Origin of the sequence: Bacillus sp. BHET2 (genome assembly GCF_005938125.1) — a bacterium.
Classification (GTDB): Bacteria; Bacillota; Bacilli; order Bacillales; family Bacillaceae_B; genus Rossellomorea.
Genome location: NZ_VCQN01000006.1, coordinates 1 through 12,297, shown reverse-complemented (window position 1 = coordinate 12,297; position 12,297 = coordinate 1). Strand labels below are relative to the sequence as shown.

The window sequence follows — 12,297 nt, the reverse complement described above, 5'->3', positions numbered from 1 at the left end:
TGGAAAAAGGTAAGTCGATAATATTTACTCCGAACTCGATAATATACTAGTCGCAGGTTCCAATTCCAACCACATAAATCCCCCAAACTATGCAGTGAAAACTCCCCTTCCTCTAAACCGCTCCGGTATTTTCACCATCCAATAACATCTTACTGCCATAAGAAATATCACCTTCTCCAGAAAATTCTATATACCACAATGAATGATTATATGAATAATCCGTGGTATTCTTGAATAGAATGACAATGTTTTGTGTAATGATATGAGGAAGTGAATAGAGTGGAAACCCAGACGCAATTTTTTCGAGATACATGGGCTGAAATTAATTTAGATTATTTATTTGAAAATGTAAAAAATATTAAAGAACATATTCCATCAGGAGTGAACGTATTTGCAGTTGTAAAGGCGAATGCATATGGTCATGGGGATGTACAAACTTCTCTAACAGCCCTCGCTGCAGGAGCGCATGGGTTGGCCGTTGCGTTCCTAGATGAAGCGATATCCTTAAGAAGAGCAGGCATAACTGCTCCTATTCTCGTATTAGGCGCTACGAGGCCGAAAGACGTACAGATTGCTGCCAGATTGGATATTTCTTTGACAGTCTTCCACCATGAGTGGCTTGTTGAAGCTGAAGAACAGCTGTCTGATGGAGAACAATTGAACCTCCATATCAAGTGTGACACTGGGATGGGACGAATAGGTGTCAGGTCTTTGGAAGAACTGAAAGCAATCGAGCAGTATATCCAAACCCACCCGTCATTTCAGCTTGAAGGGATCTTTACCCACTTTGCCACGGCTGATGAATTGAACGATGAATACCTTGGAGAACAGTTAGTGAGATTCGAACGAATGCTGGATGAATTGGAATCTTTACCGGCTTATGTTCATTCCTCCAATAGTGCCGCAACCTTGAGGAAAACGAACACCTTGTTCAATTCAGTGCGGGTGGGGATCGCCATGTACGGGCTGACTCCATCGGAAGAGATGAAACCGGTACTGCCTTTTCCTTTGAAGCAAGTCTTTTCCCTTCATTCGAGACTTATTCATACAAAGGAGCTTTCACCTGGTGAGAAGATAAGTTACGGAGCTACGTATGAAACAGAGAAAGACGAGTGGATCGGGACGATTCCGATTGGTTATGCTGATGGGTGGCTTCGAAAGTTACAAGGTCAAGACGTGTTGGTGAATGGCAAGAGGGTTCCAATTGTTGGAAGGGTTTGCATGGATCAGTCCATGATTCGTCTACCTGAATTCCTTAAAATCGGTACCCGGGTAACGTTGATAGGTAATCAGGGGGGAGACGTGATTACAATGGATGAAATCGCTGGAAAGCTTGATACCATTAACTATGAGATCCCTTGTATCATTTCCACCAGGGTGCCCCGCATCTATATAAGGAACGGGGAACCGACAGAGGTATCGAATAAGCTCCTATCGACCGGAGTTCAAGGCTTAAAGGGAAATAACGGACAATTTGATGAATAATTAGTATTTAAACTGGTGGATAATAGAAGAGATTGTTAAATTAACTTTTCATTCCCTTGATTTGATGGTATGATAAATATGTTAATGAACGAAACGGTATGTAGTGATTGGTGGAGGTGTAGTTTGTGTCTGAATCCAGCGCAACAACAGAAATCTTAATTCGTCTACCGCAACAGCTCGTTACAGAATTAGACGGCTTTGCAGATCAAGAAAATGTGAATCGCAATGAGTTTATTTATCGTGCAACTAAAATGTATTTAAGAGAGCGTAAGAAGAGACAATTACGTGAATCTATGAGACGCGGCTATATGGAAATGGCTAAGATTAATCTCGCAATCGCTTCTGAAGCGATTCAAGCAGAATATGAGGCAGAACATACAGTCGAACGCTTAGTAAGCGGGGGTTAATCCTTTGATTGTAAAGCGTGGTGACGTATATTTTGCAGACCTTTCTCCTGTTGTAGGATCAGAACAAGGCGGAGTTCGGCCGGTACTTGTTATTCAAAACGATATTGGGAACAGGTTCAGTCCCACAATTATTGTAGCTGCCATTACCGCACAAATTCAAAAAGCAAAACTGCCTACTCATGTTGAAATTGATGCAAAACGTTATGGCTTTGAACGTGATTCCGTTATCTTGCTTGAACAGATTAGAACGATTGATAAACAACGTTTGACCGATAAAATCACACACTTAGATGATGAGATGATGGAGAAGGTGGATGACGCCCTGCAAATCAGTGTAGGTCTAATTCAATTTTAACGGATTTTTTTCATTGTGTGGAACCATTATCACGTTTAACAATAGGGACAATATAACTGCAAACCAGAAGGCTTGCTGATCAACCATGTGCTGATCATTAAGCCTTTTTGTTTGCCTTTTTTTGATTCCATCTTTCTCTGAGAAAAATATGGATAGTGTAAATATAATCAATTTTATGACAAAATCATGTGAACACTTTATAATGGGAAAAGAAAGTGAAAAAATACCCGAAATGGCATAAGCTTTTTCTTTTCCATATTTATTTGTTACTATTAAAGTAATTACGTCATTTTTTCGTTCTTTGTTGTAAACTACTTTAAAATTTGGTTACATCATTCGGCATAAATACTAAGGTTAAATTTCATATGATAGAATGGAGAGAACTAAATGTTTAGTGAAGTCACGGATTATATTCAGGATAATAAATCAGAGATCACTAGTATTTGGATGGAACGAATGAGAAGTGAAGCTGACGAGAAGTTCCTTCAAGTCGTTTCTGATCAGGTCTTTACTAAGACAAGCCATGAGTTTGTCGAAATGATCACTTCTAACTTAAGGGATTCTCATGAATTCAATAGCCGCTTAGAAGAGTTCGCAGAAAAGGTTGTCCGTCTGGGATGGCCACTTACGTTTGTGACATCGGCTTTAGGAACTTTCGGAAAAGTCGTTTACGAAGGTATGATGAAAGAAGGCATCATTACGGATCAAAACCATGCAGCTCAGGTTGAGAAGTTCGATAAATGGTTGACCCCAATGAATCATAAAGTAATCAGTGCTTATACAGAATCATGGGAAAGAACAGTCTCTCTACAAAAAATCGCTTTGCAGGAATTATCTGCACCGCTGATACCGGTATTTGAAAAGATTTCGATCATGCCGCTTGTCGGTACGATTGATACAGAGAGAGCCCGACTAATCATGGAAAACCTGCTGAACGGTGTCGTAAAGCATCGGGCGGAAGTCGTGTTGATCGATATTACAGGCGTTCCTGTAGTAGACACCATGGTCGCCCATCACATCATTCAGGCAGCTGAAGCCGTACGTTTAGTGGGTGCTAAGTGCATGCTGGTCGGAATCAGACCTGAAATTGCGCAAACGATAGTCAATTTAGGAATTGATTTAAATCAGTTCAGTACGAATAGTACGCTCCGAAAAGGAATCGAAAAAGCTCTTGAAATGACAAATCGAAAAATAGTTTCGGCGGAGGGATTAGAGTGAGAATACCAATTTTAAAGCTGCATGATTGTTTGTTGATTTCCATTCAATGGGAACTGGATGACCATACAGCCCTTCAATTTCAAGAAGATCTCCTTCAGAAGATTCATGAAACAAGTGCAAGGGGAGTAGTCATTGATATTACTTCCATTGACTTTATAGACTCATTTATCGCCAAAGTCCTTGGAGATGTGATCAACATGTCGAGATTGATGGGGGCCAAAGTTGTCATCACCGGCATTCAGCCAGCAGTAGCGATAACGTTGATCGAGCTTGGGATCAGGTTGGAGGACGTTCTAACCGCTCTTGATCTTGAAAAAGGTCTGGAGAAATTACAATTGGAACTGGGGGACTAGGTATGGATAGCCAATCCTGCGTGAAGATCACGAATGAATGGGACATCGTTGCTGCCCGCCAGTTAGGGAGGAATGTAGCGAAAGAGCTCGGATTCGGCACAGTTGACCAAGCTCGTATCACTACGGCTATCAGCGAATTAGCAAGAAACATCTATTTATATGCTGGCTATGGTCAGATTTGCATAGAGAAATTATTCGATGCCGGGAAAAAGGGTGTACGGATTATCGCCTTGGACGAAGGTCCTGGTATTGCAGATATTAGAAAAGTAATGGAAGATGGATATTCCACATCAGGCGGATTAGGAGCTGGTTTGCCTGGAGTTAAACGTTTAATGGACGAATTTAACGTCGAATCTGTTCCCGGTGAAGGGACAGATATCAGGGCGACTAAGTGGCTCCGCTAGGGGGAGTTAAATGAATTTCAGAGAGTTAATGGATTCTAAATATAGAGAGATAATCGAACACTACTTAAATGAGCAAGATGAAAAAGCTCTTTATTTAGGGCAGAAATTCAGTCGTAAGTCGATTGAGCACCATGTTTCACCAGAAGAAATCATCAGTCTCCATAAGAGTGTGATTTTGGAAATGGAACCGAACATACCACATCAAGTACTGCACTCATTCGATATATTATTAGAAGTGATGATCGGCTACGGTTTTGCCTATCGTGAACATCAAAGCTTACGAACAAAACAACAAGAATTAAATAATGAGATTGATGTGGCATCCAATATGCAACAAACGCTGCTTGGGACCGTTATTCCTGAAGTGGAAGGATTGGATATTGGAGCTGTGAGTGTTCCGGCAAAGAAAATGAACGGAGATTACTATCACTTCGTTCAAGATGAAAATGACAGCTTAAGCGTTGCTATTGCAGACGTAATTGGCAAGGGAATACCAGCAGCTCTTTGCATGTCCATGATTAAATATGCCATGGACAGCTTGCCTGAGTATCGTAATGAACCGAATGCTGTATTGGAGAGCCTAAATAGAGTGGTAGAACAAAACGTGGACGCGAGCATGTTCATTACAATGTTCTACGGTGTATATAATTCGAAGGAACACCTGTTTTCATACTCATCAGCTGGGCATGAACCCGGCTTTTTTTATAGAGCAGCAACCAATGAATATGAGGATCTCGATGCTAAAGGCCTTCTTTTAGGTGTTGATAAGAAGGCGAAGTACAGACAATACGAAAGACGTGTGGAAGTAGGCGACATGATTATTCTCCTCTCAGATGGAGTAACGGAATGTCGAACGGAAGAAGGTTTCATTGAGAGGGAGGACCTGGTTCAATTAATTAGCCAGTATACACATCTTTCAACTCAAGAGATCATCCAGAATGTCTATAAAAAACTCGAGAAGCTTCAACACTTTGAGCTTCGGGACGATTTCACCTTGATTATCATAAAAAGAAATTCGTAAAAGAAGTTTATCTTTATCAGGAATAGGGTAAATGAATAGAGACGTATTATAAATGTAGCCAAAAAGGTGGTCTTTTTATGAACTTATCAATAGATATGAAAGAAAAAGAGAACGAGCTGCTTGTTAAAGTAGCTGGTGAAATTGACGCATATACAGCACCAAAGCTTAAAGAAACGCTTCAACCATCTGCTGAAGCTGATAATAAAGACATTACAGTGGATCTTTCAGACGTTTCATATATGGATAGTACAGGATTAGGTGTGTTCGTCGGATTGTTTAAAACGGTAAAAGCAAGGGATGGACAATTACATCTAATCGGATTATCTGATCGATTACAAAGATTGTTTGATATTACAGGTTTAGGGGATATTATGAATATTAATTCCAAGGTAGAAGGTGGCGTGGAATGATGCAAGCTTTTGACTACATCGAGATGAAGATCCCCGCAAAGCCGGAGTACGTCGGGGTTATTCGTTTGACGCTTTCAGGAATTGCAAGTCGTATGGGGTTTGATTACGATGCAATTGAGGATTTGAAGATTGCTACAAGTGAAGCTATCACCAATGCTGTGCAGCATGCGTATAAAGACAATGATGGAGAAGTTGTTGTTGGATTCGCACTGTATGAGGATCGCCTTGAGGTGATGGTTGCAGATCACGGTGCAAGTTTTGATTTCAAAGAAATTCGCAGTGCGGTTGGTCCTTATCATGCCGATCATTCCGTTGAGTTCTTAAGAGAAGGTGGGTTAGGTCTTTACCTTATTGAGAGCCTGATGGATGATGTAAAAGTGCATCACAAGGAGGGAGTGACGGTCTTTATGACTAAATTCCTATCAGGGGAGCAGGTGGAGAGGGATGAAAAAACTATCTCAACCTAACCAGCAGGCACAAAAAGAAAAAGTACTTCAATGGATCAAGGATTATCAGGAAACCCAGGATGATGATGCCCAAAGCCAGCTCATCTTGCACTATCAGAATCTTGTTGAGTCCATTGCAAGGAAATATTCAAAAGGAAGATCGTTTCATGAGGATATAATCCAGGTTGGGATGATTGGGCTGCTTGGTGCAATCAGACGGTATGATGAATCGTTTGGCAGGTCTTTTGAAGCATTTGCGATTCCTACCATCATCGGGGAGATCAAAAGGTTCTTAAGGGATAAAACGTGGAGTGTACATGTTCCCCGAAGAATTAAAGAACTTGGTCCGAAAATTAAATCGACGGTTGAAGAGTTAACCAATCGATTAGAGCGTTCTCCTCAAGTCCATGAGATTGCGGAATATCTAGAAGTGAGTGAAGAAGAGGTTCTAGAAGCAATGGAAATGGGCAGAAGTTATCAGGCATTATCTGTGGATCATTCTATAGAGGCTGATTCAGAGGGAAGCACGGTAACCATTCTGGATATTGTGGGAGATCAAGATGAAGGTTATGAGAAAGTAAACCAGCGACTAGTTCTTGAGAAAGTCCTTCATGTTCTTTCGGATAGAGAAAAAGCTATTATACAGCACACTTATTTAGAAAATCTAAGCCAAAAAGAAGCCGGAGAAAAGCTTGGTATTTCACAAATGCATGTTTCCCGACTGCAAAGAAGAGCCATTAAAAAGCTAAGGGAAGCCATTCAAGATGAGATGAACGATTCGGAGAGTCATTATTAATGGCCTATCTTCAACAAAATGATATCGAACTCTATGCAGAACAAGTATCTAAAAATGGAAACCCGTTTTGTGGAGACAGTTATTTCTATACTTCCACAAATGATTACTTTATCTGTGTACTGGCCGATGGTTTAGGGAGTGGTGAGTTCGCTTATGAATCGTCCCATGTAGTGGTGGAAATAGTGGAAAAACATCATCATGAAGACGTTGAAAACCTGATGAGCCTTTGTAACAAAGCTCTTCAAGGAAAACGTGGAGCTGCAGTGGCGATCATTAAAGTGTATTACCATGCGAAAGAGTTTGTGTATAGCTGTGTAGGAAACATTCGTTTTTATATGTACGCTCCTGCAGGAAAGATGACCTACCCGTTACCGGTGACAGGATATCTATCTGGAAGGCCGCAACAATATAAGACGCAACGATTCAATTATGATGCTAACTCAAGGTTCCTCATTCACTCAGATGGCTTGAATATTTCGGGAGTCAAGAATATCCTCCAAAGGTACCCTACCCTTCATGGAGCTCTGGGAGATATTCAATCCCTAGTGGACGGAACTGCAGATGATACCACATATATTATTGGAAACTTACTCTAATGGTCTTAGGGTAAGTTTTTTTGTTCCTTATGTATTTCAAGGAATTGATTGTTCTACAGAAATTGTATGAATAGAGTTAGGATCTTGTTGCTCTATTCAATTGTCTTGTATATCAAGAGTGGTAACGAGCTTTCAATTACATATCATTGATATGATAAAATAAACAAGAATCCTTTCAATGGAGGTCATAGGAATGACAGCAACATTAACAAATCAAGAACCACTAATAAACAAAGTATCCAAAGATCTAAGCCTCTCCATAAAAAATGTCAAAAACGTCATCTCACTACTTGAGGAAGGGAATACCGTTCCTTTCATCGCTCGGTACCGAAAAGAACAAACCGGTGCATTAGACGAAGTTCAAATTCGTAATATCATGGATAAATGGAATTACTTGCAAAATTTAGAGCAACGAAAAGATGAAGTTATCCGACTGATTGAAGAACAAGGCAAGTTAACAGATGAATTGACCAAAGCTATCAAGAACGCAGATAAACTGCAAAAGGTAGAGGATCTATATCGTCCATATAAACAAAAGAGACGAACCAAAGCCACCGTTGCGAAAGAAAAAGGGCTAGAGCCATTAGCGAAATGGATGCTAACCTTTCCTTCATCGGGTGACCTTAAAGAAGAAGCATCGCGCTATATCTCTGAAGAAAAGGAAATAATGACAACAGATGAAGCCTTAAACGGAGCAAGAGATATTATTGCAGAATATATATCCGATGAAGCTTCTTACCGTGAATACATAAGAAGCTTTACATTCAGAAAAGGATTAATCGAATCAAAGGTAAAAAAAGAAGAAGAAGACGATAAAAAGGTCTTTGAAATGTATTATGCCTACCAGGAACCGATTCATAAGGTGGTACCTCATCGTATATTAGCAATGAATAGAGGGGAAAAGGAAGATATTCTGAAGGTTAATATTCAGCCTGATGTAGAGGGTATCCTACAATACTTGAAAAAGCAGGTAATCAAACATGCTCACTCCATTTCCGTCCCGTTGGTACAAGAAGCGCTGGAGGATAGCTATAAGAGGCTCATTCAGCCGTCTGTAGAAAGAGAAATCCGTAATGAGCTAACAGAGAAAGCAGAAGACCAAGCCATCCATATCTTCTCTGAAAACTTAAGGAAGTTGTTGCTACAACCCCCAATGAAAGGAAAGATGGTTCTTGGCGTAGACCCTGCATTCCGCACAGGGTGCAAACTGGCTGTCATTGATGAAACAGGAAAAACTCTCGATATTAATGTCATCTATCCCCATCCGCCTAAATCACAGCGAGGGAAGGCAGAAGAAATAATAAAAGGAATCATGACGAACTATTCGATTGAAGTCGTGGCCATTGGGAATGGAACCGCCTCGAGAGAAACCGAGCAATTTGTTGTGGATGTATTAAAGGATATGGATGAAAATATTTTTTACTTAATTGTTAACGAAGCAGGAGCGAGTGTGTATTCAGCTTCAGAGGTGGCAAGGGAAGAGTTTCCTGAACTCCAGGTTGAAGAGAGAAGTGCCGTCTCCATCGCAAGAAGATTACAGGATCCCCTGGCTGAATTAGTGAAAATAGACCCTAAATCTGTTGGTGTAGGTCAATATCAACATGACGTTTCACAGAAGAAGCTCAATGAATCATTGACTTTCGTTGTGGAAACAGCTGTTAACCAAGTTGGTGTAAACGTTAATACAGCTTCCTCTTCATTACTACAACACGTAGCAGGTCTTTCTAAAACAGTGGCGAATAATATAGTGAAAAAAAGAGAAGAAGAAGGTAAGTTTCAATCTAGGGCCCAATTGAAGAAAATACCTAGACTTGGAGCCAAAACATATGAGCAGTGTATAGGGTTCCTTAGAATAATGGAAGGAAAAGAAATCCTTGATCGTACATCCATTCACCCTGACAACTATCAGGATGTGAAGAAACTTCTTTCTAAAGTGGAAATGAGTGTGAAGGACATTGGATCGGATGAATTAAAACTGGCCTTGAGTCAGTTGAATTTACACGATGTTTCCGAAGAGTTGGAGATCGGGAAACTGACGTTGAAAGATATTATCGATGCGTTGATTCGACCTGGACGGGATCCGAGGGATGAGTTTCCTAAACCATTACTTAAGAAGGACGTGCTGAAACTGGAGGATTTAACTCAAGGAATGGAGTTACAGGGAACAGTGCGCAATGTAGTGGACTTCGGTGCCTTTATCGATATTGGTGTGAAACAAGATGGACTTGTCCATATCTCGAAATTGAAAAACGGTTTCGTCAAACATCCATTAGATGTAGTCTCAGTAGGTGACGTCGTGACAGTTTGGGTAGATAGTGTCGATGTCCAGAAAGGAAGAGTCGGGCTGACGATGGTTCAATAGAAAAGAGCTGACCAGTTGATAGTTCATGCTATCAGAGGTCAGCTCTTTTTATTATTTCCTTAACTTTGTTGCTAATGAGATCAGTGAAAGTATTTGTTCATCAAATACGGTCATGGAAAGAGGAGATCATGCTTATTACGAGCAATTCTTCTTACGGTAAAAATACCAGCATTGATTAAGTAGTTTAATTTGATACCGATCCTTCTCGAGATAAGCTTTCCTCAATTGATTCACAAGCCAATTAGGCATGAGTAAACCTCCTTATCACTAAGAAAGTACCAGCTAAACCGATGAGATGGCATTTTCTTGGAGTAGTTAATCGTGTCTAAACAGTAAGGGTGATACCTAGTTTATGCTATAATAGGTTGTCATGTTCTAATAAAGAAAGAAGGATTTAGATGACCAATGCTGAGTTACAACTCTTAGTAGAAGAAATTTCGATTCAATCCTTTCGTAGGCCTTTCCTCCATAAAGCATATTTTAATCCTAGATTAAGAACGACCGGTGGGAGATATATGTTAGGTAGTCATGACATCGACATTAATCGCAGATATTTAGTCGAGCATGGAATGAATGAGTTAATCGGAATCATAAAACATGAGCTGTGCCATTATCACTTACACCTTCAAGGCAAGGGGTACAAGCACGGAGATCAAGAGTTCAAGGAGTTACTGAAAAAAGTGGGGGGACCAAGACATTGTTCCTCATTGCCTGGCGGGAATACAAGAAAACGATTTGTCATCTATTCGTGCTCTAAGTGCGGATTACAATATAAAAGAAGAAGAAAGATTAATACTAAGAAATATGTTTGTGGACGATGCAAAGGGAAACTTCGATTTGATAAGGAAATTGTACTTGACGATGGGGAGTCCTAAGTGAATTAGCTCACTGGAAAAAGATCATATGTTTGGTAGAAAAGTGCCTGAAAGTAGTTGACATTAAATCGATGAGTCATTATAATCGAAAGAGTCGATAAGACGAGTAAAGCGTAAGAATACTTCACGTTCCGCAGTAGCTCAGTGGTAGAGCTATCGGCTGTTAACCGATCGGTCGCAAGTTCGAGTCTTGCCTGCGGAGCCATTTTTATGGGGAAGTACTCAAGTGGCTGAAGAGGCGCCCCTGCTAAGGGTGTAGGTCGGGCAACTGGCGCGAGGGTTCAAATCCCTCCTTCTCCGCCATAATGTTTCAAATCATGGCCCGTTGGTCAAGCGGTTAAGACACCGCCCTTTCACGGCGGTAACACGGGTTCGAATCCCGTACGGGTCATATTACTTCTATTATTGTACGAGTGTTTATAATGAAAGTTATTTTGACAAGCGTCAAGGTAATGATAGTTATTTTCGCTGTCGCGAAAAAACTTTGGTCCGGTAGTTCAGTTGGTTAGAATGCCTGCCTGTCACGCAGGAGGTCGCGGGTTCGAGTCCCGTCCGGACCGCCAAATTATTTTTTAAAAAAGTAATTGACTTAATTGATTTGGACATGTTATTATATAAACCTCGTCACTTTTCGACGGATTATTGGGCTATAGCCAAGCGGTAAGGCATCGCACTTTGACTGCGACATGCGTTGGTTCGAATCCAGCTAGCCCAGCCATAGCGAGCCATTAGCTCAGTTGGTAGAGCATCTGACTTTTAATCAGAGGGTCGAAGGTTCGAATCCTTCATGGCTCACCAAAGATTTTTACGTTAGTAAAATATCTTACTAAATTATTTTCGTAAATGCGAAAATAAAACAGATTCATGCGGGTGTGGCGGAATTGGCAGACGCACCAGACTTAGGATCTGGCGCCGCAAGGCGTGGGGGTTCAAGTCCCTTCACCCGCACTTATAAAACTTCTTTAAAAAAGTATTGACATAATAGATTATCCTCGATATAATAGTGTTTGTCGCTTTAAAACGCGGTCGTGGCGGAATGGCAGACGCGCTAGGTTGAGGGCCTAGTGGGGGCGACCCCGTGGAGGTTCGACTCCTCTCGGCCGCACCAAAAGGTTTCAAAAAACATATTGCGCCCGTAGCTCAATTGGATAGAGCGTTTGACTACGGATCAAAAGGTTAGGGGTTCGACTCCTCTCGGGCGCGCCATCCTTGTTTCTGCAAGCGAGTGTTTATACGCACGGATTATACATATGCTTTTCTGACGGGAAGTAGCTCAGCTTGGTAGAGCACTTGGTTTGGGACCAAGGGGTCGCAGGTTCGAATCCTGTCTTCCCGACCATCATAATTTTATATGCGGGTGTAGTTTAGTGGTAAAACCTCAGCCTTCCAAGCTGATGATGAGGGTTCGATTCCCTTCACCCGCTCCAATTTATTTACCTTTTATTGAACCTTGAAAACTGAACAAAACAAGACAATACGTCAACGTAAATTCTAGATTTATTTTTAAAGAGCTATTCAAACTTTTATCGGAGAGTTTGATCCTGGCTCAGGACGAACGCTGGCGGCGTG

General features: G+C 41.0%; 14 protein-coding genes and 11 tRNA genes. 24 read left to right on the top strand and 1 reads right to left on the bottom strand.

Annotation, left to right across the window (positions count from 1 at the left end; genetic code table 11):
* Positions 1-279 precede the first annotated feature (279 nt).
* The 12 genes from alr (at position 280) to FGG79_RS18605 (ending at position 9,853) form a co-directional block, all read left to right on the top strand.
* Positions 280-1,485: an alanine racemase gene (alr, locus tag FGG79_RS18660; protein WP_138781133.1), complete on the top strand. Its 1,206-nt coding sequence runs from the start codon at positions 280-282 to the stop codon at positions 1,483-1,485.
* Between the two features lie 125 nt (positions 1,486-1,610).
* Positions 1,611-1,892, top strand: coding sequence for a CopG family ribbon-helix-helix protein (locus FGG79_RS18655; RefSeq protein WP_032085355.1), 282 nt, complete (start codon positions 1,611-1,613; stop codon positions 1,890-1,892).
* Positions 1,893-1,896: 4 nt separating this feature from the next.
* On the top strand, positions 1,897-2,247 hold the full coding sequence (gene ndoA, locus FGG79_RS18650) for a type II toxin-antitoxin system endoribonuclease NdoA (protein ID WP_034763063.1): 351 nt from the start codon (positions 1,897-1,899) through the stop codon (positions 2,245-2,247).
* A 387-nt stretch (positions 2,248-2,634) separates the two neighbouring features.
* A complete protein-coding gene (locus tag FGG79_RS18645; RefSeq protein ID WP_138781131.1) occupies positions 2,635-3,465 on the top strand; it encodes an RsbT co-antagonist protein RsbRA in 831 nt (276 codons plus the stop codon).
* Positions 3,456-3,818 (top strand): STAS domain-containing protein, encoded by a 363-nt coding sequence (locus tag FGG79_RS18640; protein WP_171051006.1) that lies wholly within the window; start codon positions 3,456-3,458, stop codon positions 3,816-3,818. The genes FGG79_RS18645 and FGG79_RS18640 overlap by 10 nt, the downstream gene beginning before the upstream one ends.
* A gap of 2 nt (positions 3,819-3,820) precedes the next feature.
* Positions 3,821-4,222: an anti-sigma regulatory factor gene (locus tag FGG79_RS18635; RefSeq protein WP_034763056.1), complete on the top strand. Its 402-nt coding sequence runs from the start codon at positions 3,821-3,823 to the stop codon at positions 4,220-4,222.
* 10 nt (positions 4,223-4,232) lie between these two features.
* Entirely contained in the window at positions 4,233-5,243 is a 1,011-nt protein-coding gene (locus tag FGG79_RS18630; RefSeq protein ID WP_138781126.1) for a PP2C family protein-serine/threonine phosphatase, read from the top strand.
* Positions 5,244-5,320: 77 nt separating this feature from the next.
* Positions 5,321-5,653: an anti-sigma factor antagonist gene (locus FGG79_RS18625; protein ID WP_138781124.1), complete on the top strand. Its 333-nt coding sequence runs from the start codon at positions 5,321-5,323 to the stop codon at positions 5,651-5,653.
* Complete coding sequence (gene rsbW, locus FGG79_RS18620; RefSeq protein ID WP_276607984.1) at positions 5,653-6,120, top strand: anti-sigma B factor RsbW; 468 nt, start codon at positions 5,653-5,655, stop codon at positions 6,118-6,120. The genes FGG79_RS18625 and rsbW overlap by 1 nt, the downstream gene beginning before the upstream one ends.
* Positions 6,098-6,895: an RNA polymerase sigma factor SigB gene (gene sigB / locus FGG79_RS18615; RefSeq protein WP_138781122.1), complete on the top strand. Its 798-nt coding sequence runs from the start codon at positions 6,098-6,100 to the stop codon at positions 6,893-6,895. Before rsbW ends, sigB begins: the two co-directional genes overlap by 23 nt.
* Positions 6,895-7,491, top strand: coding sequence for a PP2C family serine/threonine-protein phosphatase (locus FGG79_RS18610; protein ID WP_138781120.1), 597 nt, complete (start codon positions 6,895-6,897; stop codon positions 7,489-7,491). The genes sigB and FGG79_RS18610 overlap by 1 nt, the downstream gene beginning before the upstream one ends.
* Positions 7,492-7,684: 193 nt before the next feature.
* Entirely contained in the window at positions 7,685-9,853 is a 2,169-nt protein-coding gene (locus tag FGG79_RS18605; RefSeq protein ID WP_138781118.1) for a Tex family protein, read from the top strand.
* A gap of 135 nt (positions 9,854-9,988) precedes the next feature.
* Here FGG79_RS18605 and cmpA read toward each other — a convergent pair whose 3' ends face one another.
* Positions 9,989-10,102: a cortex morphogenetic protein CmpA gene (cmpA, locus tag FGG79_RS18600; protein WP_098351062.1), complete on the bottom strand. Its 114-nt coding sequence runs from the start codon at positions 10,100-10,102 to the stop codon at positions 9,989-9,991.
* Positions 10,103-10,251: 149 nt separating this feature from the next.
* Here cmpA and FGG79_RS18595 point away from each other — a divergent pair, with 149 nt between their 5' ends.
* From FGG79_RS18595 to FGG79_RS18540, 12 genes are all read left to right on the top strand, one after another.
* Complete coding sequence (locus tag FGG79_RS18595) at positions 10,252-10,728, top strand: SprT family protein (protein ID WP_138781116.1); 477 nt, start codon at positions 10,252-10,254, stop codon at positions 10,726-10,728.
* A gap of 130 nt (positions 10,729-10,858) precedes the next feature.
* Positions 10,859-10,933 (top strand) — tRNA-Asn (locus tag FGG79_RS18590).
* 7 nt (positions 10,934-10,940) lie between these two features.
* Positions 10,941-11,031, top strand: a tRNA-Ser gene (locus tag FGG79_RS18585).
* 16 nt (positions 11,032-11,047) lie between these two features.
* Positions 11,048-11,119, top strand: a tRNA-Glu gene (locus FGG79_RS18580).
* Positions 11,120-11,214: 95 nt separating this feature from the next.
* Positions 11,215-11,291: transfer RNA gene (locus FGG79_RS18575), tRNA-Asp, on the top strand.
* An 80-nt stretch (positions 11,292-11,371) separates the two neighbouring features.
* Positions 11,372-11,446, top strand: a tRNA-Gln gene (locus FGG79_RS18570).
* 4 nt (positions 11,447-11,450) lie between these two features.
* Positions 11,451-11,526: transfer RNA gene (locus FGG79_RS18565), tRNA-Lys, on the top strand.
* Positions 11,527-11,594: 68 nt separating this feature from the next.
* Positions 11,595-11,676: transfer RNA gene (locus FGG79_RS18560), tRNA-Leu, on the top strand.
* A 74-nt stretch (positions 11,677-11,750) separates the two neighbouring features.
* Positions 11,751-11,836: transfer RNA gene (locus FGG79_RS18555), tRNA-Leu, on the top strand.
* Positions 11,837-11,857: 21 nt separating this feature from the next.
* A tRNA-Arg gene (locus tag FGG79_RS18550) sits at positions 11,858-11,934 on the top strand.
* 56 nt (positions 11,935-11,990) lie between these two features.
* A tRNA-Pro gene (locus FGG79_RS18545) sits at positions 11,991-12,067 on the top strand.
* Between the two features lie 14 nt (positions 12,068-12,081).
* Positions 12,082-12,155: transfer RNA gene (locus tag FGG79_RS18540), tRNA-Gly, on the top strand.
* Positions 12,156-12,297 lie beyond the last annotated feature (142 nt).

Excerpts from the sequence above, each read along its gene's own strand:
- sigB (WP_138781122.1), top strand. The coding sequence starts at position 6,098 with ATGAAAAAACTATCTCAACCTAACCAGCAGGCACAAAAAGAAAAAGTA.
- FGG79_RS18630 (WP_138781126.1), top strand. The coding sequence starts at position 4,233 with ATGAATTTCAGAGAGTTAATGGATTCTAAATATAGAGAGATAATCGAA.
- FGG79_RS18635 (WP_034763056.1), top strand. The coding sequence starts at position 3,821 with ATGGATAGCCAATCCTGCGTGAAGATCACGAATGAATGGGACATCGTT.
- cmpA (WP_098351062.1), bottom strand. The coding sequence starts at position 10,102 with ATGCCTAATTGGCTTGTGAATCAATTGAGGAAAGCTTATCTCGAGAAG.
- FGG79_RS18625 (WP_138781124.1), top strand. The coding sequence starts at position 5,321 with ATGAACTTATCAATAGATATGAAAGAAAAAGAGAACGAGCTGCTTGTT.
- FGG79_RS18595 (WP_138781116.1), top strand. The coding sequence starts at position 10,252 with ATGACCAATGCTGAGTTACAACTCTTAGTAGAAGAAATTTCGATTCAA.
- FGG79_RS18610 (WP_138781120.1), top strand. The coding sequence starts at position 6,895 with ATGGCCTATCTTCAACAAAATGATATCGAACTCTATGCAGAACAAGTA.
- rsbW (WP_276607984.1), top strand. The coding sequence starts at position 5,653 with ATGCAAGCTTTTGACTACATCGAGATGAAGATCCCCGCAAAGCCGGAG.
- FGG79_RS18605 (WP_138781118.1), top strand. The coding sequence starts at position 7,685 with ATGACAGCAACATTAACAAATCAAGAACCACTAATAAACAAAGTATCC.
- FGG79_RS18645 (WP_138781131.1), top strand. The coding sequence starts at position 2,635 with ATGTTTAGTGAAGTCACGGATTATATTCAGGATAATAAATCAGAGATC.